The 23,669-nt window shown below is 71.6% G+C and carries 18 protein-coding genes and 2 pseudogenes; 15 read left to right on the top strand and 5 right to left on the bottom strand.

Annotated features, from left to right (window positions below; all coding sequences use genetic code 11):
• Positions 1–154: 154 nt before the first annotated feature.
• Positions 155–676: a TerD family protein gene (locus ABD385_RS30260; protein WP_344582048.1), complete on the bottom strand. Its 522-nt coding sequence runs from the start codon at positions 674–676 to the stop codon at positions 155–157.
• Between the two features lie 253 nt (positions 677–929).
• Here ABD385_RS30260 and ABD385_RS30265 point away from each other — a divergent pair, with 253 nt between their 5' ends.
• The 5 genes from ABD385_RS30265 (at position 930) to ABD385_RS30285 (ending at position 5,040) form a co-directional block, all read left to right on the top strand.
• Positions 930–1,535, top strand: a complete 606-nt coding sequence (locus ABD385_RS30265) for a YdbC family protein (RefSeq protein ID WP_344582049.1) — start codon at positions 930–932, stop codon at positions 1,533–1,535.
• Positions 1,536–1,815: 280 nt separating this feature from the next.
• Complete coding sequence (locus tag ABD385_RS30270; RefSeq protein WP_344582051.1) at positions 1,816–2,475, top strand: histidine phosphatase family protein; 660 nt, start codon at positions 1,816–1,818, stop codon at positions 2,473–2,475.
• 11 nt (positions 2,476–2,486) lie between these two features.
• Positions 2,487–3,392 carry an ADP-ribosylglycohydrolase family protein gene (locus tag ABD385_RS30275; RefSeq protein WP_344582052.1) on the top strand — a complete coding sequence of 302 codons (906 nt, stop codon included), beginning with the start codon at positions 2,487–2,489 and terminating at the stop codon, positions 3,390–3,392.
• A 219-nt stretch (positions 3,393–3,611) separates the two neighbouring features.
• On the top strand, positions 3,612–4,313 hold the full coding sequence (locus ABD385_RS30280; RefSeq protein ID WP_344582053.1) for a ribonuclease HII: 702 nt from the start codon (positions 3,612–3,614) through the stop codon (positions 4,311–4,313).
• 67 nt (positions 4,314–4,380) lie between these two features.
• On the top strand, positions 4,381–5,040 hold the full coding sequence (locus tag ABD385_RS30285) for a hypothetical protein (RefSeq protein ID WP_344582055.1): 660 nt from the start codon (positions 4,381–4,383) through the stop codon (positions 5,038–5,040).
• A gap of 383 nt (positions 5,041–5,423) precedes the next feature.
• Here the strand turns inward: ABD385_RS30285 and ABD385_RS30290 are convergent.
• Together ABD385_RS30290 and ABD385_RS30295 are read right to left on the bottom strand one after the other, a co-directional pair.
• Positions 5,424–5,969, bottom strand: a pseudogene (locus tag ABD385_RS30290) (hypothetical protein); the annotation flags it as partial.
• A 270-nt stretch (positions 5,970–6,239) separates the two neighbouring features.
• Complete coding sequence (locus ABD385_RS30295; RefSeq protein ID WP_344582057.1) at positions 6,240–8,405, bottom strand: RecQ family ATP-dependent DNA helicase; 2,166 nt, start codon at positions 8,403–8,405, stop codon at positions 6,240–6,242.
• Between the two features lie 125 nt (positions 8,406–8,530).
• On the opposite strand from ABD385_RS30295, the gene ABD385_RS30300 reads away from it, so the two are divergent.
• From ABD385_RS30300 to ABD385_RS30325, 6 genes are all read left to right on the top strand, one after another.
• Positions 8,531–10,153 (top strand): DUF4192 domain-containing protein, encoded by a 1,623-nt coding sequence (locus ABD385_RS30300; protein WP_344582059.1) that lies wholly within the window; start codon positions 8,531–8,533, stop codon positions 10,151–10,153.
• Between the two features lie 209 nt (positions 10,154–10,362).
• The gene (locus ABD385_RS30305) at positions 10,363–12,357 is read left to right on the top strand and encodes a glycogen debranching N-terminal domain-containing protein (RefSeq protein WP_344582081.1); all 1,995 of its coding nucleotides are present in this window, start codon (positions 10,363–10,365) and stop codon (positions 12,355–12,357) included.
• 47 nt (positions 12,358–12,404) lie between these two features.
• Entirely contained in the window at positions 12,405–13,175 is a 771-nt protein-coding gene (locus tag ABD385_RS30310; RefSeq protein ID WP_344582060.1) for an NUDIX hydrolase, read from the top strand.
• Positions 13,176–13,894: 719 nt separating this feature from the next.
• Positions 13,895–14,878, top strand: a complete 984-nt coding sequence (locus ABD385_RS30315; RefSeq protein WP_344582062.1) for a FadR/GntR family transcriptional regulator — start codon at positions 13,895–13,897, stop codon at positions 14,876–14,878.
• A 395-nt stretch (positions 14,879–15,273) separates the two neighbouring features.
• Positions 15,274–16,824 carry an RNA polymerase sigma factor gene (locus ABD385_RS30320; RefSeq protein ID WP_344582063.1) on the top strand — a complete coding sequence of 517 codons (1,551 nt, stop codon included), beginning with the start codon at positions 15,274–15,276 and terminating at the stop codon, positions 16,822–16,824.
• Between the two features lie 136 nt (positions 16,825–16,960).
• Positions 16,961–17,770 carry a serine protease gene (locus ABD385_RS30325; RefSeq protein ID WP_344582064.1) on the top strand — a complete coding sequence of 270 codons (810 nt, stop codon included), beginning with the start codon at positions 16,961–16,963 and terminating at the stop codon, positions 17,768–17,770.
• Positions 17,771–17,894: 124 nt separating this feature from the next.
• Here ABD385_RS30325 and ABD385_RS30330 read toward each other — a convergent pair whose 3' ends face one another.
• A complete protein-coding gene (locus tag ABD385_RS30330; protein WP_344582066.1) occupies positions 17,895–18,128 on the bottom strand; it encodes a DUF7455 domain-containing protein in 234 nt (77 codons plus the stop codon).
• A 445-nt stretch (positions 18,129–18,573) separates the two neighbouring features.
• On the opposite strand from ABD385_RS30330, the gene ABD385_RS30335 reads away from it, so the two are divergent.
• From ABD385_RS30335 to ABD385_RS30350, 4 genes are all read left to right on the top strand, one after another.
• Positions 18,574–20,694: a DNA gyrase/topoisomerase IV subunit B gene (locus ABD385_RS30335; RefSeq protein WP_344582068.1), complete on the top strand. Its 2,121-nt coding sequence runs from the start codon at positions 18,574–18,576 to the stop codon at positions 20,692–20,694.
• A gap of 158 nt (positions 20,695–20,852) precedes the next feature.
• Entirely contained in the window at positions 20,853–21,341 is a 489-nt protein-coding gene (locus ABD385_RS30340) for a DUF1453 domain-containing protein (RefSeq protein ID WP_344582070.1), read from the top strand.
• Positions 21,342–21,372: 31 nt separating this feature from the next.
• Complete coding sequence (locus ABD385_RS30345) at positions 21,373–22,539, top strand: sensor histidine kinase (protein WP_344582071.1); 1,167 nt, start codon at positions 21,373–21,375, stop codon at positions 22,537–22,539.
• A complete protein-coding gene (locus ABD385_RS30350; RefSeq protein WP_344582073.1) occupies positions 22,536–23,222 on the top strand; it encodes a response regulator transcription factor in 687 nt (228 codons plus the stop codon). Before ABD385_RS30345 ends, ABD385_RS30350 begins: the two co-directional genes overlap by 4 nt.
• Positions 23,223–23,552: 330 nt before the next feature.
• Here the strand turns inward: ABD385_RS30350 and ABD385_RS30355 are convergent.
• A pseudogene (locus ABD385_RS30355) lies at positions 23,553–23,669 on the bottom strand (IS5/IS1182 family transposase); the annotation flags it as partial.

Genomic DNA, 23,669 nt, shown 5'->3' on the forward strand with positions numbered 1-23,669 from the left:
AGAATCGGGGGAAGGCCGCATTCCCCTGGGGAGCGGTTCGCGGCTCACCGGCGCCACAAGAAGGCGGGCGGACGACGGGTGCGTGCGCGCCGCGGGAACGCCGAAGGGGAGGCGGCTCGCCACCGCCTCCCCTCCCCGTCCGGCACCCGAGCCGTCAGCCGCCCATCAGCCTGCTGAAAGCGTCCGGTTCGGCGTCGAAGCCGCGCAGTGCGGAGCGGAAGCGCCATTCGCCGGACGCGTCCCGCGCGAACTCGGCCACGGTCGCCGCGGTGGCGTCCGCGACCTCGGCGAAGTCCTGCTGCGCGAGCCTGCTGTAGCCCTCGCGCACCTCGATGAGCGTGTTCGCCACCTCGCCGAAGACCCGCCGGCCGTGCTCCTGTTGGATCACCACGCCCACCACGACGCGGGAGTAGCGCTCGGACAGTCGCTCCAATTCCAGCGTCATGACCTCGTCGTCGCCGAAGCCCTGGCCGGTGCGACTGTCGCGGTTGAGGGTGATGGTGCCGTCGGGCGACCGGCTGTCGAAGTGCACCAGATAGGCCGGTTCGCCCTGCGGCGCGTCCGTCGCGTACGTCGCCGCGATGATGTCCAGGTCGATGTCCGGCTCACCGATGGGGCTGGGATCCCATCCGAGCGCCACCACGACCTTCTCGATCCCCTTGTTGAGCGTGCTCACCGGGCTCCCCTTCCGTCGGCTCCCGCGGCCCAGCCCGTCCGCGTACCCGCGGACAACTCCCCGGGATTTCCCCATGGTCGACCATCGTGCCACGCTGCGGGGGAACCCGACCCCGTATGCGCGCAGCCGCGCACGGTGTCTCCGCGCCGCCCGAGGACGGTGACGGTCACCGCTGCGCTGCCGTAAGGGAGTTCGGGCGGTCGATAGTCGGTGAACAGGGGTTTCGGCGGCTGCCGGGCCGTACGATGGCGCGGTGCTGGTCAAGTGGATTCGCCTCACCGTCGTGGACCGCCGAGGGTTCGAACGGGGGCAGCGGAAATGGGCCGGGCTCTTGGGCGAGCCGGGCTTCCGGGGACAGGCCGGGGGCTGGAGCCGGTCCCGCCCGGGTGTGGCCCATCTGGTCGGCTTCTGGGAGAGCCGGGCGTTCTACGACTCCTTCATGGCCCGCTCGCACGACCGGTTGGCGGCCGCCCAGTCCGGCACCTACAAGGACCCCCAAATCCGGCTGTTCGCCCATGAATTCGACGTGAAGGTGGGGTTCCGGCCGGCGTTCGGGGACGCGGACGTACTGCGGTTGGCGCACTGCCAGGTGCGCCCGGACCGGGTGGACCACTTCGTGCTCATGCAGGAGAAGGTCTGGAACCCGGCGATGGCCGGCTCGCCCGGCATGCTCCGGGGGATGGTCGGCCGGGCACCGGGGGAGGAGTTCCTGGTCCTGTCGATGTGGCAGTCGGCGGCCGAGCGCGGCAAGTACCGCCCGGAGCGGGTGGAGCGCCTGGCGCTGCGCGCCCAGATAGCCGCCGACGTCCAGGCCATCGCGGGCGACGTGGTGCAACTCGAACCCTCCTGGACGGTGTGAGCGCGACGCTCGAGGAGTCCGTCCCGGTGGCCGGTCCGCTGCGGGCGATCGGGGTGCGCCGCCGACCGGTCGGAGCCGGGACGGGGCCGGCGACCGAGCCGAGCACCCGTTTCGTACAACCGCGACTCCCGTCGCTTTAGTGGTCGCGGTGCGCTCCGCCGCCCTCGTCGTCATGCCACGCGAGCTGCGCCTGCTGCCGGGTCCGGGCCGCCGACCGAAGCGAACGACGCCCCGCCGGCCCCGCCCGGCATGTACAGGGCAGCCGATTTAGGCTGGCCGCATGGCCCGGCCCCGACGTATCGTCCTGCTCCGCCACGGCGAGTCCGTGGGGAACGTCGACGACACCGTCTACGAGCGCGAGCCCGACCACGCGCTCGCCCTGACCAAGCCCGGGCTGCGCCAGGCGGAGGAGGCCGGCCACCGGCTGCGCGAGATGTTCGGCAACGAACGGATCTCCGCCTACGTCTCGCCCTACCGCCGCACCCACCAGACCTTCCGGAGCCTCGACCTGGACCCCGGCAAGGTCCGGATCCGCGAGGAGCCCCGGCTGCGCGAACAGGACTGGGGCAACTGGCAGGACCGTGACGACGTGCGGCGCCAGAAGGCCTACCGCGACGCCTACGGCCACTTCTTCTACCGCTTCGCACAGGGCGAGTCCGGCGCCGACGTCTACGACCGCGTCGGAGCCTTCCTGGAGAGCCTGTGGCGCAGCTTCGAGGACCCCCACCACCCGCCCAACGTCCTGATCGTCACGCACGGCCTCACCATGCGGTTGTTCTGCATGCGGTGGTTCCACTGGTCGGTCGCCGACTTCGAGTCGCTGTCCAACCCGGGCAACGCCGAATGGCGCACCCTGATCCTCGGTCCGGACGGCCGTTACGTCCTCGACCGGCCCTTCGACCGCTGGTGTGAGCCCGAGCCCTACGGCGTCACCGGTTAAAGTGCACAGCGATGACGACCCCTGACCCCCGTGACGCGCACCGTTGGGCGCGGGCTCTGGCGAGCCTGCGCGGTCTCTCCGTGGGCGACGCCCTCGGAGCGCAGTTCTTCGTCCCCGCCCACTACCCGACCCTCAAGCGCCGCGAGCTGCCGCCCGCGCCGTGGCGGTGGACCGACGACACCGAGATGGCCTGTTCGGTCCTGGCCGTCCTCGCCAGCCACCACCGCGTCGACCAGGACGCCCTGGCCCGCTCCTTCGCCGACCGCCACGACGACGGCCGCAACTACGGCCGGGCCGTCGACCGCCTGCTCCGCCTGATCCGGGCGGGCGGCGACTGGCGCGAGCTGTCCGCCGCGCTCTTCAACGGCCACGGGTCCTGGGGCAACGGCGCCGCCATGCGCATCGCCCCCCTCGGCGCCTGGTACGCCGACGACCCCGAGCAGGCCACCCACCAGGCGGAGATCTCCGCCTACCCCACCCACCAGCACCGCGAGGCCGTCGTCGGCGCCATGGCCGTGGCCGCCGCGGCCGCCCTGGCCGCCGACCCGGACCGGACCCTGGGCCCGGAGGAACTGATCGACGGCGTACTGGCCCTCATCCCGCGCAGCGCGGTACAGGCCGGCCTCCGCCGGGCCCGCGACATGCTCGACTACGCCGACCCCGGCACCGTCGCCGCCGTCCTGGGCTGCGGGCGCCGCACCAGCGCCCACGACACCGTGCCGTTCACCCTGTGGGCCGCCGCCCGCAACCTCGGCAACTTCGAGCAGGCCTTCTGGACCACCGCACGGGCCGGCGGCGACGTCGACACCACCTGCGGCATCGTCGGCGGCATCGTCGCCGCGTCCGTGGGCGGCACCCCGCCCCGGGAATGGCTCGACCGCACCGAACCGCTGCCCGCCTGGGCCCCCGCCCTCTGACCGCCGCCACTGCACCGCCCGCCCCGCCGCCCAACGGGCCGCGCCGACGGGTGACTTCACGCACCGCTCCCGGCTGCCGCGCGCCCGCCGGGCCGCCCGAACCGGCCCGCCGAAGGCCGCTCCGGACCGCTGTGTCCGGCCCTTGGAGCCGGCCCGTGGGCGGCAGCTTCGGATCCGATGCGGACGGCCGCGCCGAATAGGCGTAATCTGGCTGGCGCCATGCCGTACGAGCCCCCCACCCATACCGTCGAACGATCGCTGCGCGCCACCACGGGCGCCAAGATCGTCGCAGGGATCGACGAGGTCGGGCGCGGAGCCTGGGCCGGCCCGGTCACCGTCTGCGCCGCCATCACCGGACTGCGCCGACCACCGGACGGACTCACCGATTCCAAGCTGCTGACCCCCAAGCGCCGCACCGAGCTCTGCGAGGTGCTCGGCACCTGGGTCACCTCGTACGCCCTGGGGCACTCCTCTCCGGAGGAGATCGACGCCCTGGGAATGACCGCGGCACTGCGGCTCGCCGCCGTGCGTGCCCTGGAGGCACTCCCGGTCCGACCGGACGCGATCATCCTCGACGGCAAGCACGACTACCTGGGCGCGCCGTGGCGGGTCCGTACGGTCATCAAGGGAGACCAGTCCTGTATCGCGGTCGCTGCTGCGTCCGTGATCGCCAAGGTGCAACGGGACGCCATGATGGCCGAACTCGGCCTGGAGTACGCCGACTTCGACTTCGCGACCAACGCCGGCTACCCCTCGCCGACCCACCGCACCGCCCTGGAGGAGCACGGTCCCACGCCGTACCACCGGGTGTCCTGGTCCTACATGGACGCCCTGCCCCGGTGGCGGCACCTCAAGAAGGTGCGCGTCACCCCCGAAGCAGCCGCTCTGGAAGCCGGTGGCCAACTCGGCTTCGACTTCTGAGCGGAGCGGGGCAGGAATTCGGTACCCACTGACATGTCCCGCACCTACGTTTGATAGACATCCTTTTATGCCTCTCATCCCCGAGGAGCCTCAGATTCACGAGAGTGTCCCGGGTCCCCGCGCAACTCCGGCCGCCGGCCGCACCGCGCCGACCCCCCGTCCCGTTCCTGGTCCCGGTCCCCGCCCCGCCCCGCCGCGAGGCGCCCCCGCGTCCAGCGCCCGTCCGGGCAAGCCCGGACCCGCCGCCCCGTCGCGCGGGCCCGTTCCCGCCCCGCCGGTGCAGCGCACCGACTCTCCGCAGCCGCCGGTCGCCCCGACCGACACCGCCGCGGGCCCCCAGCTCCAGCTGATCCCGGCGCCCGCCGGGGGAGCTGTCGACGCCGCAGACGAGGCCGTCGACCTGCTCCTCGACTCCGGCCGCGCGCCGGGCGAGATCCTGGTGCTGACCACCGGCGAGAACCACCCGTGGGCAACCCACGAACTGTCCTTCGGCGCGGCGTCCTACTGGGCCCAGCAGGACGCCGCCGACGACGTGTTCTACGCCGATGCCGGCGCCGAACGCGTCACCGGTCGGCCCGTCGTGATCGTTGCCGTCAACGACGTCAATGACGACAACGACGACGCCACCGCGCGGGCACTGCCCGCCGCCCTGGCCCGAGCCGGAGCGCTGCTGATCGTCTGCGGCGACCCGGAGCGGATCAACGCGGTGCTCGGCGCCCACGCCTGACCGCCGCTGCCCGGCGTGGCCCGCCGGCCGTCATGGCCGGTCGGGCTCGTTGGCGCGCCCGGACTCCGGGCGTCCGCCCGGGCCCGCGGCGATCAGCGCGCCGCCCGACTGCGCCGGGCCTCCGCCGCACCACCGGCAGTCCGTGTGGACGCACCCCGACCGCCGTTGTGCGACTGCTCGCCCGGTGCGGCACTCCGCGCCGACGGCAAACGCGGCGAAGCCGACTGCCCCGGGCCGGCCGGCACCTCCTCGGGGGCGGCCGGCCCCGCAGGGGGCCGCACCTCCCGCGGCGGCGTCGCGGCCGGGGGCGTGACGTCCCCCAGAGCGGCTGCTCCGGTCCTGCCGCGCGCACCGCGGCCGGGGCCCGTACGCACCGCATCCGCGGCACGGGGCCGGCCCGGGGTCGGCGCGCCGGGCCGCCGCCCGCCCCGTCCTTCGCCCAGGACCTGCCAGTGGTCCCGGGTCAGCGCGATGAACGCCCCGCAGCGGAGCCCGTGCAGGGTGCAGGCGTCCCGCAGCCCCCACATCCACGCACCGTCCGCCTCCGTCCACCGGAGCCCGTCCTCCCGGCAGTGCAGCAGCACCGCCGTCCGGGCCGGAACCCGCAGCCGCAGATCGTGCGGGATGACCCGACGCAACTGGGCCAACAGCGCATTGCGGTACGCCCAACCGTCGGGGGCCACCGTCGGAGCGGTGAACGACGCGCTGGCGACGACCCGTTCCTGACCGTCCAGCACCGCCACGATCACGCCGGACGGACCCGGCAGATGGAGGCCGGACAGGTCGGCGACGACGTCACGAGGGTTGCGCAGGAGGGGGATTCCGGCCGACGCCCACTCCGCAGGTTCCAACAGCCGCCCCAGGCGAGCGGTGGAATCGGCCGAATCGGGCAGCGGGTCCTGCGGAGGCCGGGCGAATCCGAAGGCCATCGTCCTCCCTTCGTCTACGCGTCTACGCGTCCACGCTCCGGGCTGCTACCGGGCGCGCCGGCGCACCACGGCATGACCCTGCCGGACCGCGTACGGCCGGACACCGGGAAGCACTTCCCATTCTCGCGGCTCGTACAGGCTTGCGGCAACGAGCAAATCCCCGCGCACGGCTGGAAATCCCGGTATACGGCTGCTATCCCTGCCCACCCCACCGCCCTCCGATGCCCGGGTGATCCGTCCCGTCCCGCTCGGCCCCGACGGTCATGCCGGCTACCCCTGAACGGCGAGGACCAGCGGGAACACCGCATCGGCCCCGGCCCTGCGCAACAGCCGCGCGGCCACCGCCAGCGTCCAACCGGTGTCCGCGTAGTCGTCCACCAGGAGCACCGGGCCGCCGGCCGACGCCAGTGCCTCGGCCAGTTCCGGCGGCACCACCAGCGAGCTGTGCAGGGCCCGCAGCCGTTGCGCACTGTTGCTCCGCGGGATCCTCGTCCCGGGGTCGTCGACCACCGAGGTCACGGTGCCCAGGAACGGCATCCGGCCCACCGACGCGATCCGTTCGGCGAGCGACCGGATCAACTGAGGGCGGCTGCGCGAGCCGAGACTCACGACGCCCACGGGGCGCGCCGGGGCGTCCGGGGCTCCCGAGGCCCAGCCCCCGGGACCCTTCGCCCAGTCGGCGAGCACCGTCACCACCGCGGACGCCACGTCGTCGGGCACCGGACCGTCCGACGCCTGCGGGGCGAGCATCGGCCGCAGCCGGTTGCCCCACCCGATGTCCGAAAGGCGCCCCAACGCCCGGCCCGTCGAGGCCAGTTCGCCCGCCGGGATCCGGCCCTTGAGGTCGACGCCGACGGCCGGCAGGCCCGTCGGCCACATCCGCCGCGGTTCCACCTCGACACCGGGGCGGCCCAGCTCACCACGGGCCGCGTCCAGCGCGGCGGCGGACACCTCGGGGGTGAACCGCGCTCCGGCGCAGTTGTCGCACCGGCCGCACGGAGCCGCCTCCTCGTCGTCCAGCTGCCGCCGCAGGAACTCCATCCGGCACCCCGACGACGCGGCGTAGTCCCGCATCGCCTGCTGCTCCGTAGCCCGCTGCCGCGCCACCCACGCATAGCGCTCCGCGTCGTACGCCCACGGCCGTCCGGTGGCCGTCCAACCGCCCTTGACCCGCTGGACGGCACCGTCCACGTCGAGCACCTTGAGCATGATCTCCAGGCGGGAGCGGCGCAGCTCGACCTGCGGCTCCAGCGCCGGCAGCGACACCGGCCGGTCCGCCGCGGCCAACACGTCCAGCGTCCGGCGCACCTGCTCCTCCGGCGGGAACGCCAACGAGGCGAAGTACTTCCAGATCGCCTCGTCCTCCCGGCCCGGCAGCAGCAGCACCTCCGCGTGCTCGACACCGCGGCCGGCCCGGCCCACCTGCTGGTAGTACGCGATCGGCGACGACGGCGAACCCAGGTGCACCACGAACCCCAGGTCGGGCTTGTCGAAGCCCATCCCCAGCGCGGACGTCGCCACCAGCGCCTTCACCCGGTTGGCGAGCAGGTCGTCCTCCGCCTGCTGACGATCGGCGTTCTCCGTCTTGCCGGTGTACGAGGCGACCGTGTGCCCCCGGTGCCGCAGGAACGCGGTGACCTCCTCGGCGGCCGCGACGGTGAGCGTGTAGATGATCCCCGAGCCCGGCAGGTCGTCCAGATGGTCCGCCAACCACGCCAACCGGTGCGCGGCGTCCGGCAGCGGCAGCACCCCCAGGCTCAGGCTCTCCCGGTCCAAGGGCCCACGCAGCACCAGCGCCTCGGACGAGCCCTCGCCCGTCCCCAGCTGCTCGGCGACATCGGCCGTCACCCGGGCGTTGGCGGTGGCCGTCGTGGCGAGCACCGGAACCCCGGGCGGGAGATCGGCCAGCATCGTGCGCAGCCGCCGGTAGTCCGGACGGAAGTCATGGCCCCAGTCGGAGATGCAGTGCGCCTCGTCCACCACCAGCAACCCGGTGGCCGCCGCGAGCTTGGGCAACACCTGATCGCGGAAGTCCGGGTTGTTGAGCCGCTCGGGGCTCACCAGCAGGACGTCCACCTCACCGGCCGCCACCTCGGCCTGCACGGTGTCCCACTCCTCGGTGTTGGCGGAGTTGATGGTGCGCGCCCGGATGCCGGCGCGGGCCGCCGCGTCGACCTGGTTGCGCATCAGCGCGAGCAGTGGCGAGACGATCACCGTCGGCCCGCTGCCGCGCGCCCGCAACAGCGCCGTCGCGACGAAGTAGACCGCGGACTTGCCCCAGCCGGTGCGCTGCACGACCAGGGCACGGCGGTGGTCGGCCACCAGCGCCTCGATCGCCCGCCATTGGTCCTCGCGCAGCCGGGCCGTCCCGTCGGGATCCCCGACGAGTCGGGTGAGGACGGCATCGGCCGCGGCACGCAGGTCTTCGTTGCTCATGCCCCCATGCAACCCGATGCCACTGACAATGCGCGAACCCCCACCTCGAACTGTGGAAAACCGCGTCGGTCGAGAGTTATCCACAGGGGTCGCGGAACTCCGCCCGACCGCGGGATCTTCGAGCCATGAATCCGCACAGCGAACCGCACGAGCCGCACTCCGACGACACCCACCCCCACGGCGCCCCCGCGCCCGACGACAGCGGGGCACCCGACCGCGGCGGCCGGGTGCCCCGCCCCCGCACCCCCGACAGCACCCGTCCCGGCACCGAGGGCGACCCCGCACCGCCGACCCCCACGCCCGGCCCGAGCCCGTCCCGCCCGCCGACCCCCGACCGCGCCCCCGGCACCCCCTACGACCCGCCGACCCCCGCCCTCTCCTGCAGCGCCTACGGACCACCCACCACCGACCCCGCCGTCCCCCACACCCCGGCCGGCCCCACCGACGCGGCCGCGAGCCCGCCCGCCGCACCACAGGTCGTCCTGCGCGGCCCCGCCGAGCTCGCCGACGCACTGCCGTACCTCCTCGGCTTCTACCCGGACGACAGCATCGTGATGGTCGCCCTGCACGGCGAGCGCACCCGCTTCGGCGGCCGGCTGCGCCTCGGCATCCCCGCCGACCCGTCCCACTGGCCCGACGTCAGCGACCAACTCGCCGACTGCCTCATCTCCGGCGCCCGCAAGCGCACCGACCGCCTCGTCGGCATCCTCGTCTTCCTCTGCAAGGAACCGGCGCCGGGCGAGAGCGGCCGGGACGTCAAGGAGCGCCTGCGCCCCCTGGCCCAGCGGCTGCGCACCGCCTGCGGCTCCCTGGACGTGCCCGTCCTGGAAGCCCTGTGCCTCTCCAACGGCCGCTACTGGTCCTACTGTTGCCCCGATTTCCGCTGCTGCCCCGCCGACGGCACCGCTCTGTGCCTCCCCGGCACGTCCGTGATGGCCGCGGCCGCCGCCTACGCAGGCATGCAGGTACGCGGCTCGCTCAAGGAGATGGAATCCCGGCTCGCGCCGCGCACCGGTCGGCGCGGTACCGACCAGGAGGAGGCGCTCGACGCCGCCGCCTCCGAACTCCTGCCGCGGATGCTCCGACCGGACGGCGCCCCCACCATCCACCGCGCCACCCTCGAACTGGCCACCGCCATGATCCACCGGTTCCGCCAGGACGCTCCGGCCGGCAGCAACCGCGCCCGCGACGCCTGCGACGACGCACTGATCACCGACGCCGAGGCCGCCACCCTCATCCTCGGCCTCCAGAACCGCGCCACCCGCGACCGGGCCGCGGAATGGATGGACGGCCCGGACGCCGCCGCGGCGCTCCGACTGTGGCGCGCCCTCGCCCGCCGCTGCACCGGCGGCTACGTCGAACACGCGGCGGCACCCCTGACCCTCGCCGGCTGGGTGTGCTGGTCCACGGCGGACGGCCCCTCCGCCCGCATCGCGCTCAGCCGGGCCCTGGCCGCCGACCCCGACTGTCTCTTCGCCCAACTGCTGCACCGCGCCATCAACGAGGGCCTGGACCCCGAGCCGCTCCGCCGCTGCCTGCGCCAACAGCGCGAGGAGACCGAGGCCGTCGCGGGCGGCGGCACCAGCACGCCGGGCCGCCGACGGTCCGCCAAGCGGCCGGCACCCTCGCGCCCGGCGAACGCCACCCGCTCCCGCGGGCCACGCGGCGGCACCGGCCCCCGTTCCCGCACGACCGACACGCCGGGCACCCGCCGGACGGGAAAGGACGGTGACCGAAGCCGACCGTGACCGCACCGGGATCGGCCGGCGTGACCTGGGCGCCGGCCGCACCGTTCACCTGAGTGGCGTAGGCCGTATTGGAGCCCCGACCTCACCAGGGAGCGCAGAGCGTGCCAGGGATCGTCCCCCTCACCCAGGCCCACCGAACCACCACGGAACGGCACACCCCGCCGACCCGACTGCCCCAACCCCAACCCGTCCATGCGGTGCTCGTCTGCATGGCCCTGCCGTCGCTCGCCGTGTCGTCCCCCACGGGCCAGCTGACCGGCCAGGGCCTGGACGGCTGCTACCGCGACGGCCGGCGGATCCTCGCCCGCTGCGAAGTACGCGTCGCGGGCGAGGAACCCCTCGTCGTCCAGGGGCGGTTGGTCGCTGCGGACCGCGCCCACTTCACCGGCGTGATCCGCAGATCGGGCGAGCGCGGGCCGGACCCGGAGATCAGCATGGAGCGACTGCGGTCCGCCGACGGCACCGAGCGGATCACCTTCCACAGCAACGCCACCCGGCCCGTCCGACTCCCCGTCGAAATCCACCTGGGCACCGATCTGGCCGACCTCGGAGCCGTCGCCGTCGGCCTCCCCGGCGCCGAACTCCGCGCCGCCGTCCACGGATCCGGCCTCCGCTGGTCCGGGCGCGGCGCCCATGCGGTGGTGACCGCCACCCCCGCGCCCCAGGACGCCCTCGCCGCTGCGGGCTTACTCCGCTGGGAACTCGACCTGCCCCCCGGCGGCCGCCGCACCATCGAACTCCACCCCCGCCTGGAAAGCGGCCCGACCGGCCCGCCGGCACCGCTCAGGCGGAACGGCGCCGCCTTGGTCCCCGGCCCGCGCACCGGGCACACCGGTCCCCGCAGCCGCCACGAACGGCCCCCACGCTCCTGGTCCGCCGGCCGCCTCGAATGCGACGACCCCCGGGCCGACGCCCTCATGGCAGGCAGCCTCGACGACCTGCACGGACTGCTCATGCGCGACCCGGCCCTGCCCACCGACGTCTTCGTCGCCGGCGGCTTCCCCTGGCGCTGCGGCCTCGCCCCCGCCGAGGCACTCTGGACCGCCCGAATGCTCCTCCCGCTCGGCACGCGACTCGCCGCCAGCACCCTGCGCACCCTCGCCCGCACCCAACAGGCCACACCGGGGGCGGATTTCGGCCGAATCCCCGGCCCGCTCCGGGACGCCGGACCACATGCCCCGGCCGGGTGCACCGGCATCGAAGCCACGCTCCTCTTCCCGGCCGTCCTGGCGGAGGCCCGCCGCTGGGGCCTGCCCGACGAGGAGACCGAACGGCTGCTCCCCGCCGCCGAACGCTGCCTCCAATGGCTGCGCACCGCCACCGACCCCCGCGGCGCCGACCGCGGCGGCTACCTCCCCGACCCCGCACCCGACGGCCCCTACCGCTGCGAAACCCAGGCCCACGCCCACCGCGCTGCCGTCCTCGGCGCCGACCTCCTGGACGCCTGCGGCTCCCCCGGCGCCCCCGAGCTCCGCGACTGGGCGGCGGAGCTGCGCGCCCGCTTCCGCACCGACTTCTGGGTGGACGACCGCAGCGGAGGCCACCCCGCCGCCCTACTCACCGGCGACGGCCGCCCCGTCCCGCACCTCGGAGCCACCGCCGCCCACCTCCTCGACACCGGCCTGCTCGGCGGCGGCGCCTTCGCCCCCGGCCTCCTGGACGGACCCCAGACCGACCAACTGTCCCGACTGCTCCGCGGCCCCGCCCTGGACTCCGGCTGGGGCCTGCGCGGCCTCGGCGCGAAGGAGAAGGGCTACAACCCCTTCGGCCACCGCGGCGGCGCGGTCCGCGTCCACGAAACCGCCGTCGCCGCCATCGGCCTGGCCGCCGCCGGCCACGAAGCCGCCGCCGGAGCCCTGGCCAAGGGACTCCTCGACGCCGCCGAGCATTTCGGCTACCGCCTCCCGGAGATGTTCGCCGGGGAGCAGCGCACCGCCGGAAGCGTCCCCGTCCCGCACCCGGCGGCCTGCCGCCCCGCAGCCCTCGCGGCGGCCGGCGCGGTGCAGATACTCATCGCCCTCGCCGGACTGCGCCCCGACGTCCCGGCCCGCACGGTCGCCGTCCGCCCGCTCGGCAACGCCCCTCTCGGCGCGGTGCAACTGACCGGACTGACCATCGCCGAGCACCCCTTCGCCGTGCGGATCAGCCGCCTCGGGATGGGGATGGTCGAGGAAGCCGCGGACGGTCTGCAACTGAGGGCCTGACGGCCGCATGACCTGTTTATCGTCAGGCGGACGACTATGATCACGGCATGCCTCCCTACGACCCGTCGGCCTTCCCGCCCTTCGCCGTCACCGTCGACCTGGTCGTGCTCACCGTGCGCCGCCACGCCCTGTGCGCGCTGGCGGTACGCCGCGGTGAGCCGCCGTTCCAGGGCCGCTGGGCCCTGCCCGGCGGGTTCGTCCGGGCCGACGAGGACCTGGCGGAGGCGGCCGCGCGGGAACTCGTCGAGGAGACCGGCCTGCACGCCTACCCGCCCGAGGGCAGCCCGCCGCCCGCGTACGGGGCGCACCTCGAACAGCTCGCCACCTACGGCGACCCGAAGCGCGACCCCCGCATGCGCGTGGTCAGCGTCGCGCACCTGGCCCTCGCCCCCGACCTGCCCGCACCCCGGGCCGGCGGAGACGCCCACAGCGCCCGCTGGGCCCCCGTCGAAACCCTCCTGGACCAGGAGAACAACACCCACACCCGTGAAGGCGACCTGGCCACCCCGCTCGCCTTCGACCACGCCCGCATCCTCACCGACGGGGTGGAACGCGCCCGATCGAAGATCGAATACTCCTCGCTCGCGACGGCTTTCTGCCCGCAGGAGTTCACTGTTGGCGAGCTGCGCCGCGTCTACGAAGCGGTCTGGGGCGTCGCCCTCGACCCGCGCAACTTCCACCGCAAGGTGACCGGCACCCCCGGCTTCCTGGTTCCCACCGGCGGCACCACCACCCGCCAGGGGGGCCGCCCCGCCCAGCTCTTCCGCGCCGGCGGCGCAACCCTGCTCAACCCGCCGATGCTGCGCCCCGAGGTCTGACCCACCACCCGCGCCCCGCACGGACCCGGTGCCGCCCCACGGCAACCACGCCCTCCCGCCACCACCCGGCCGGGCTGCTGGTGCCCTCGAGCGGCCGGCCAGGCACGGACCCCCGCTGCGCACCGCCTTCCGGCTCCCGCGCTCCGATGCTCCCGCCGTCAACGAGCCGCCTCCGAACTCACCGTCCTCGGTGACCTCGACACCCCAGCGGCACTGGCGACCACCGCACGCCCACCGACACCGTGATGTCAGAACCGACGACCACGGCGACGGCGAATCCCAAGGCGACTTCACTGACACCGCCACATTCCCGCCCCACTGTCATCACCAGGCCCGCCAGACGGCACCCGGCAACTCCCCTTCCACCCGTCCCAACTGACCGCCGGGCACGAGGGCGCACCACGACGACGATGGCCCGCGCCACGCCACCACTCCTCACGCCCCCCCCGATACGCACCACCTGGCTTTCGGAAGCGATCAATGCGCACCGATCGCGACGCCACCGAAGCCCCCAACCGGCCGCATCCGTAAGGTGGTTGCTGTCCTTGCCCTGGTCTGCGCTTATGTGCTCACCGTGCTAACGGGCCGGCGGTCCCGAGTGGTCAAAACGCCCGCATTCGGGCCCCGTTGTTGCGCCCGCTGCCCACAACTCGCCCCCGAAAGCGCATTTCTTTCCGATAAAGCGTCAATTGCGAGATAACGGGCGATCACCCTTTCGTGTGCTTTTCACCAAAGACCTCAAGGCCGTTCAGCGTGCCGCCGACAAAAGATGCGTGAGTACCCTTGCGCACACCATGATGACCGCGGCTCGCCCCGGCGACACCGGCCTCGCAGGCCCCGGCGAGCTTGACCGCTACCCCTACGCCAACGCCGCCAACGCGACCGGCCAGGAGCGCGCGGAGCGCGTCTCCCCGGTCTGGGACGGCCCCGAGACAGACATCGGCCGGGTCGGCCGGCGCGCGGCGGGCAGCCGCGGCCGCGGCCTGCACGGCCAACTCGTCCAGCAGCTCGGCCAGATGATCGTCTCCGGTGATCTCGGCGCCGACCGCCCGCTCGTCCCCGAGGAGATCGGCCAGCGCTTCGAGGTCTCCCGCACCGTCGTCCGCGAGTCACTGCGCGTCCTCGAGGCCAAGGGCCTGGTGAGCGCGCGCCCGAACGTCGGCACCCGAGTGCGTCCGGTCAGCGACTGGAACCTCCTCGACCCCGACATCATCGAGTGGCGTGCCTACGGGCCGCAGCGCGACGACCAGCGACGCGAGCTGTGCGAGCTGCGCTGGACGATCGAACCGCTCGCCGCCCGGCTCGCCGCCGGCCACGCCCGGGAGGACATCCAACAGCGGCTCGCCGACATGGTCGAGATCATGGGCCACTCCGCGGCCCAGGGGGACACCATGACGTTCGCCCGCGCGGACGCCGAGTTCCACAACCTGCTCCTCCAGCTCGCCGGCAACCGCATGCTCGAGCACCTCGCGGGCATCGTCGCCTCCGCCCTGCACGTCTCCGGCGGAGCCAGTGGCGGCTGCGAGCGGCCGGTCGAGACGTCCGTGGGTCAGCACATGCGGGTCGTCGACGCCATCGGTTCCGGCGACGCCACCGCCGCCGAGTCCGCGATGCGCCAGCTCCTCGCCGCCCACGGAGAGAACGGCGGACAGGGCGCGGGCACCCCCGTGGACCACGTCGTCCCCGCGCCGCGCGAGCACTGAAGGCGCGTACCCGACCACGTGCGGACCGTAAGCACCGCGCGCACTCGTGCTCCGCATGCCGCCGTCGAGGGCGCGCCGTACGTACCGAAGGAGCGCAAGATCGCCGGATCCGGGACCTCTACCGGATCCGGCGGAAGGTTTTGAGAGGATTGCATGTCATATGACGGGGAAGGGGTCGTTATGGGGTGTGACTCGGGCCACGCAGATTGGGCGTAACGCTCTCCGGGGGAGCGCGATGACGTAAGAGGTGATAGCCGAGGAGGGAATACGAGCGGCGTTTGTGGCGCTGTTCAACTCCCCGGTTGCCCCTGCGCCGTCGGTCCATCCCCACCGGCGGTCGTCGGCTCCGATCCACAGTGGACGGGGTCGGAAGCCGTTTCCATCGTTCCGAGAGGTTGTTCGTGTCGGCCAGCACATCCCGTACGCTCCCGCCGGAGATCGCCGAGTCCGAGTCTGTGATGGCGCTCATCGAGCGGGGAAAGGCAGATGGGCAGATCGCCGGCGATGACGTGCGTCGGGCCTTCGAGGCTGACCAGATTCCGCCAACCCAGTGGAAGAACGTTCTGCGCAGCCTCAACCAAATCCTCGACGAGGAGGGTGTGACGCTGATGGTCAGTGCCGCAGAGGCGCCCAAGCGCACCCGCAAGAGCGTCGCAGCGAAGAGTCCGGCGAAGCGCACCGCCACCAAGACCGTCGCGGCCAAGACCGCCACGGTGAAGAAGACCACCACTGCCGCCGCCCCCATGGCGGACCCGGCCGCCGGTGAGTCCGAGTCCGCGCCCGCCAAGAAGGTCGCGGCGAAGAAGACGACCGCCAAGAAGGCGGTCGCGAAGAAGACCACGGCCAAGAAGACTACGGCCAAGAAGTCGTCCTCCAAGAAGGACGACGACGACCTGCTCGAGGACGAACTCACCGAGGAGACCCCGGCTCCCGGCAAGGGCGAGCCCGCCGAGGCCGAGACCGCCGAGAACGCCGGCTTCGTGCTGTCGGACGAGGACGAGGACGACGCCCCCGCCCAGCAGGTCGCCGCGGCCGGCGCCACCGCCGACCCGGTCAAGGACTACCTCAAGCAGATCGGCAAGGTCCCGCTCCTCAACGCCGAGCAGGAGGTCGAGCTCGCCAAGCGCATCGAGGCCGGCCTGTTCGCGGAGGACAAGCTCGCCAACAGCGACAAGCTCGCGCCGAAGCTCAAGCGCGAACTGGAGATCATCGCCGAGGACGGCCGCCGGGCGAAGAACCACCTGCTGGAGGCCAACCTCCGGCTGGTCGTCTCCCTGGCCAAGCGGTACACCGGTCGCGGCATGCTCTTCCTGGACCTGATCCAGGAGGGCAACCTCGGTCTGATCCGCGCGGTCGAGAAGTTCGACTACACCAAGGGCTACAAGTTCTCGACCTACGCGACGTGGTGGATCCGCCAGGCCATCACCCGCGCCATGGCCGACCAGGCACGGACGATCCGCATCCCCGTCCACATGGTCGAGGTCATCAACAAGCTGGCCCGTGTTCAGCGCCAGATGCTCCAGGACCTGGGTCGCGAGCCCACCCCGGAGGAGCTGGCCAAGGAACTCGACATGACCCCCGAGAAGGTCATCGAGGTCCAGAAGTACGGTCGCGAGCCGATCTCCCTGCACACCCCGCTGGGCGAGGACGGCGACAGTGAGTTCGGTGACCTCATCGAGGACTCCGAGGCCGTCGTGCCGGCCGACGCGGTCAGCTTCACGCTCCTGCAGGAGCAGCTGCACTCGGTGCTGGACACCCTCTCCGAGCGCGAGGCCGGCGTGGTGTCCATGCGCTTCGGCCTCACGGACGGCCAGCCCAAGACGCTTGACGAGATCGGCAAGGTCTACGGCGTCACCCGTGAGCGGATCCGCCAGATCGAGTCCAAGACCATGTCGAAGCTGCGCCACCCGTCGCGCTCCCAGGTGCTGCGGGACTACCTCGACTAGCCGTAACGGCTCCGACCGCGCTGCGAGCCCGGCCCTCCACCCTGTGGGAGGCCGGGCTCGCGGCCGTCCGGGTGCGGGGCGCGCCCGTTTGGGTCACTCTGGGTGGGTGACCGCTGTCCCAGAGTCAGGAGTCCGTATGCGCCCGACCATACGCGCCGCCCTCGGGGCCGTTGCGCTGATCCTCGCTGTGCCGGCCTCGGCGGCCGCGGACGAGTCTGTGGTCGGAGGGAAGCCTGTTCGCCCCTCACAGAGCCCCTGGGCGGTCGCCCTGGCTTCTCACCAACGGTTCGGGGAGCAGCGCTCCGGGCAGTTCTGCGGCGGTGTCCTGGTCGGGCACGCGACGGTGGTCACGGCCGCGCACTGTCTGGGGCGGGAGGTCCTGGGGCTGCCGTGGCAAGAGGTGAAGGACCTGCGCGTCGTCGTCGGGCGCAACAACCTCACCGCCAAGGAGGGGCAGGAGGTCAAGATCGCCAAGGTGTGGGTGCATCCGCACTACAACAGCTGGACCAATGAGGACGACATGGCGGTCATAACCCTCCAGGAGCGCGTCCCGAATCAGCCGATCCAGATAGCCGGCCCGAACGACGGCGTCTACGAGGCGGGCAACACCGCCACCGTCTACGGGTGGGGCGACATGACGGGGGACGGCAGCTACGCGTCCCGGCTGCGGTCGGCACGGGTGAACGTCCTGCGTGACACGGTGTGCGCGCGGGCCTACCCGGGCAGCGCCGACGGGACGTACAACGCGGCTTCCATGCTCTGCGCGGGAGAGCCGAAGGGCGGGCGGGACGCCTGCCAGGGGGACAGCGGGGGCCCGCTGGTGGTGCGGGGGCAATTGGTGGGGCTGGTGTCATGGGGGACCGGCTGCGGGCGTGCGGGCAGCCCGGGGGTGTACACGCGGGCCTCCGCGCTCCTCCCGGCGGTTTTGACGCACGGCGCCGGCTGAACGGCTGGCGGAAGCCGCAGGCGCTGCAAGAAGGTACGAGTACGGGCGGCCTCCCCGGTGGTGCCGGAAAGACCGCCCGCCGCACGGCACTGGGCCGCTACTCGCTCGTCGTGGATGCGAAGTGTCAGCGTTCCTCTTCGGACGCAGACTGCGGAGTGGTGGTGGTGAGCCGCTCCGTCTCGTCCTGTATTTCCGCGGCGATCTTCTTGAGTTCTGGCTCGAACTTGCGGCCGTGGTGGGCGCAGAAGAGCAGCTCTCCGCCGGACATCAGGACGACGCGCAGGTATGCCTGGGCGCCGCAGCGGTCGCACCGGTCAGCGGCCGTCAGCGGGCTCGCGGGTGTCAGAACAGTAGTCACGTCGCCTCTTCTCTAGCTCGACGAGCTGTCGTACCAGGGTCAACATCCAACCAGGCCGAAAACGTTCCCGCTCGTGCCTTTTCCCCGAAAAATTTCTTTCGAGGGAGCCGGGTGCTGCCGGGTGGCGGCGAATGAGCCGTATTGCGTGGTGGTCTGATTCACGTTGGTTGCTGAAGTCTGTCCCCCCGGCTGGCTTGCCGGTTGTTGATGAGGACGTGCCCGGAGCCTAAATGGTTCATGCCTCGAAGGGAACGTGATGTGCACGTCACTCGGACGTCACCCCATCGAGCGATCGAACGTACGAGCGAAATTCTACTACCATGGTCACGCTCACGGGTGGCGTCACATCGGCTCTACTAGGCCTCGGTACCCTCTCACCGGCGACACCGCCACAACCGAGTCCGCGGAATGCGGACTGCCAGAAATTCAGCGAGGAGCGAACCGCGTGACCGCCGAGATGTCCGTGCCGTCCACCGCAGTGCTGACCGGGGCAGACCGGGACGGTTCCAACTACACCGCGCGGCACCTGCTCGTCCTTGAGGGCCTGGAAGCCGTCCGGAAGCGTCCCGGCATGTACATCGGGTCGACGGACAGTCGCGGACTGATGCACTGCCTGTGGGAGATCATCGACAATTCCGTCGACGAGGCGCTCGGCAGCTACTGCGACCACATCGAGGTGATCCTCCACGACGACGGGTCCGTGGAGGTCCAGGACAACGGCCGTGGCATCCCCGTCGACGTCGAACCCAAGACCGGGCTCAGCGGCGTCGAGGTCGTGATGACCAAGCTGCACGCCGGCGGGAAGTTCGGCGGTGGCTCGTACGCCGCCTCCGGCGGTCTGCACGGCGTCGGCGCCTCCGTCGTCAACGCGCTCTCCGCGCGGCTGGACGTCGAGGTCGACCGCAACAGCAAGACGCACCCGATCAGCTTCCGCCGCGGCGTCCCGGGTGCTTTCGCCAAGGCCGGCCCCGACGCTTCCTTCGAGCCGGCGAATGGGCTCCACAAGGGCAAGCGCATCCCCAAGACCAAGACCGGCACCCGCGTCCGCTACTGGGCGGACCGGCAGATCTTCCTCAAGGACGCCAAGCTCTCCCTGGAGACGCTGCACGCCCGTGCGCGCCAGACTGCCTTCCTGGTGCCGGGCCTGACCATCGTGGTCCGGGACGAGCGCGGCATCGACGGCGCAGGGAAGACCGAGGAGACGTTCCGCTACGACGGCGGCATCAGCGAGTTCTGCGAGTACCTCGCGCAGGACAAGGCCGCCTGTGACGTCCTGCGGCTCACCGGTCAGGGCACCTTCAAGGAGACCGTGCCCGTCCTGGACGAGCGTGGCCACATGACGCCCACCGAAGTCACTCGGGAACTGGGCGTCGACATCGCCCTCCGTTGGGGCACCGGTTACGACTCGACACTCAAGTCGTTCGTGAACATCATCGCCACCCCCAAGGGCGGCACCCACGTCGCAGGCTTCGAGCGTGCGGTGGCCAAGACCGTCAACGAGGTGCTGCGCTCCAGCAAGCTGCTGCGCGTCGCCGAGGACGACGTCGTCAAGGACGACGCCATGGAGGGCCTCACCGCCGTCGTGACGGTGCGGCTCGCGGAGCCCCAGTTCGAGGGCCAGACCAAGGAGGTGCTGGGCACCTCCGCCGCGTCCCGGATCGTCGCCCAGGTGGTCAGCAAGGAACTCAAGGCGTTCCTGACCTCCACCAAGCGGGACGCCAAGCAGCAGGCGCGTTCCGTCCTGGACAAGATCGTCGCCGCGGCCCGTACGCGCATCGCCGCCCGCCAGCACAAGGAGGCCCAGCGTCGGAAGACGGCGCTGGAGTCCTCGTCGCTGCCGGCCAAGCTGGCAGACTGCCGCAGTGACGACGTCGACCGCAGCGAACTGTTCATCGTCGAGGGGGACTCGGCACTCGGCACCGCCAAGCTGGCCCGGAATTCTGAGTTCCAGGCGCTGCTGCCGATTCGCGGCAAGATCCTCAACGTCCAGAAGTCGTCGGTTTCGGACATGCTGAAGAACACCGAATGCGGCGCCATCATCCAGGTCATAGGGGCTGGATCCGGCCGTACCTTCGATATCGACGCCGCTCGCTACGGCAAGGTCATCTTCCTCGCCGACGCCGACGTCGACGGCGCCCACATCCGCTGTCTGCTGCTGACGCTGTTCCAGCGCTACATGCGGCCGATGGTCGAGCAGGGCCGGGTCTTCTCCGCCGTCCCGCCGCTGCACCGGGTCGAGTTGATCAACCCCAAGAAGGGCCAGGAAAAGTACATCTACACGTACTCGGACAACGAGCTGCGGCAGACGCTCCTGGAGCTCCAGCGCAAGAACGTCCGCTACAAGGACAGCGTCCAGCGCTACAAGGGTCTCGGTGAGATGGACGCCGACCAGCTCGCCGAAACGACCATGGACCCGCGCCACCGCACCTTGCGACGCATCAACATCAGCGATCTCGAAGCCGCGGAGAAGGCGTTCGACCTCCTGATGGGCAACGAAGTCGCCCCGCGCAAGGAGTTCATCACCAACTCCGCTGCGACTCTGGACCTTTCGCGCATCGACACCTGAGCCGGCTGCCGTGCGACACGGGCGGCTCTCCACCCGCGGGTGGAGAGCCGCCCGTCGGCATTTCCACCCGCGCCCCACCCTGGCGCCGATCCGCGAGACCGGGGCCTCTCCGTAGCGTCGGGAATGTCGAAAATCCCCGTTCCACGGAGGCTCAGGCCATGAGTGGCTTGCTCAATATCGCTGTGCTCATCGCAGTTGTCGCGATCGTCTTCGCCCGGCAGTTCACGGCGCAGCGCATCACTTCCGAAGGCCGGAAATGGTGGCTCATGCCGGTCATCCTGATCTTCATGGCACTGCGGCAACCCGGTCTCGTGGACCCGGCGCACCGCGCCGCCTCCGTGGTGCTACTGGTCGTGACTCTCCTGATCGGCCTGGCCAGCGGTGCGGCATGGGCGTGGACGACGCGCATCTGGACGGACGACGACGGTGCGGTCTGGACCAAGGGAACCTGGGCGGCGGCAGGAGTGTGGCTGGGCGGCATGGCCCTGCGTCTGGGGCTCATGGGCATAGCGGCTGCCATGGGCGTTCACCAAAGCAGCCAGACGACGCTGCTGTCCGTAGCGGCAATGCTGCTCACCCGTGCCGGGGTGACTGCGTGGCGGGCCCAGGGAGCGCAGCAGACGTACCGTGTCCCTGTTGCGGGCTGAGCCCCTGCGCCACGCACCGAAAGGACCCGACGTGCCGCCGAATGCCTGGACGAGATGGCCGCTGCGGGAGTCACTCACCCGTGAGGGCCTGAGCGAGACTCGTCTGTGGATCGGCCGTGGCATCCGCGTCCTGGCGATCGCCGGCATGTTCTGGGCCACCTTCGGGAGGGGCACCTTCGACGGTTGGGGGCTGGCCGCGGCGGGCGCCGCATTGGGCATCGCCGTGGTGGCCTTCCGGGGCTTCTTCCGCATGACGTTGCAGCGGCGGCTCTGGCCCTCCATCGGGTTGTTCGTCGTTCTGGAGGTCGCCGCGTTCGGCTTCTTCCTGGTCGGCGCCCGCCTGCCGGCGATCGTGCTCTGGTGTGCCTGTGCCCTGACGGCGATGGAACGACTGCCCCTCAGGGCCGCGGTGCCGTGCTCCGCCGTCGCACTCGGTGCGTTCGCCGCGGTGAACGACGGCAACTGGCTGACCACTACGGTGACTGCCGTGGGTCTTGCCCTGGCCGGCTATGTCGTCCGCCTCGACGCCGAGGCGCGGGGCAACGCCCAGAGGCTGCTGGCGCAGGAACGCGTGGCCCGTAAGGCCGAGGCCGAATCTGCAGCGCTCGCCGAGCGGGGCCGGATCGCTCGCGAGATCCACGACATCCTCGCGCACAGCCTCAGCGCCCAGTTGGTGCACCTGGAGGCGGCTCGGCAGTTGATCCAGCGCAGCGCCGACCTGGAGGCAGACCGCGATCAGATCCTGGAGCGAGTGGTCGCCTGCCGTGGAATGGCGCGAGAAGGGCTTGACGGCACGCGTGAGGCCCTTTCTGCACTGCGTGGAGAGATGTCCCCGGTCGAGGACTTCCTGCGCCGTCTGGCGGCCGCTGAAGGCGCACAGCTGGACGTCGTGGGTGAGCAGCGCACACTGACCGCGGAGGCGGGGCTCACGGTTCGCCGGGTCGCGCAGGAGGCGCTGACGAACGTGCGCAAGCACGCACCGGGTGCCCAGGTACGAGTCCGGCTGGAGTACGCCGACGACAACGTGGGACTGGTGGTGCGTGACTGGGGTGGTCGCGGCAAACCGGGTGAGCTCGGGCAGAGCGGTTCCGGGTACGGTCTCCTCGGGATGCGGGAGCGGGCCGAACTCCTGGGCGGAACACTAGAGTCCGGCCCTGATGAGGAGGGTTTTGTGGTGCGGTTGTGGGTGCCGGCGTGACGGCGCGTACTACGGCGCGCGTGGTCGTGGCCGATGACCAGACGGTGGTTCGCGAAGGCATCGTGATGCTGCTGGGATTGTTGCCGGGCATTGAGGTTGTCGGTTCGGCCGCCGATGGTGACGAGGCCGTCCGCATGGTCGCTGAACTTGGCCCCGATGTCGTCCTCATGGACCTGCGGATGCCGCGCTGCGACGGTGTTGAAGCCACCCGCCGCATCCGCACGGACCACCCGGGAACCCAGGTTGTCGTGCTCACCACGTACGCCGACGACGACTCGCTCTTCCCTGCCCTGCAGGCTGGCGCTCGCGGGTACCTCACCAAGGACGCGGATGGCGACGAGATCGTCCGCGCCATCGATGATGTGCTCTCGGGCGAGGCCGGGTTGTCGCCGAAGATCCAGCGCCGGCTGCTGGAACGCATCGCCGAACCCGCCCCGAGCCGTCCTTCACCACCCGACGAGCCGCCGGACGGGCTCACGGCGAGGGAGGTCGACGTCCTACGTCTCGTTGCGGGAGGGCTGACCAATCCCGAAATCGCCCGGACGTTGCATGTCTCCACTGCGACTGTGAAGACCCACATCAACAACCTCTTCGCCAAGGCCGGACTGCGAGACCGAGCGCAGGCGATTCATTATGCCTATCGGCACGGCCTTGCCGATCCTCCGGGTGCGGACGCGTCGTGACTTTCGGGTGACTCGTCTGCGCTGAGGGGTGAGCCTGTGCCGTTGGCGCCGGTGGTTCGGCGGTTCTGGTCTGGGTTTTGCTCTGGAGGCGATCTGCAGAGACGGACGCCGGGCGGCGTGCCGTTCGTGGGGGCTTGAGCCGGGGCTCTTCGAAGCACGAACAAGCCGTTACCAGGGGCGGAGTTGGAGTTATCCACAGCCTCTGCGGTGGCGAGTTGGGTGTGCGTAATCTCGCGAGGTCAGGTCCGAGAGCCGGGTGGCAATCTCGTGCTCGTTCGTGATGCCGCGGATCACCGTGCGTGGACGGGGGACAGGACCGGCTAAGAGGTCCTAACAAAGGCGTCGGACGTGTCTGTAGGTGATGAGGCATGTAGCGAGCCCGAGGAAGGCTTCATGGATGTCGTCCCGTCGCTCCCATCGGATGCGCAGGCGACGGAAGCCGTGCAG

This window comes from Streptomyces lunalinharesii (genome assembly GCF_039532155.1).
Classification (GTDB): Bacteria; Actinomycetota; Actinomycetes; order Streptomycetales; family Streptomycetaceae; genus Streptomyces; species Streptomyces lunalinharesii.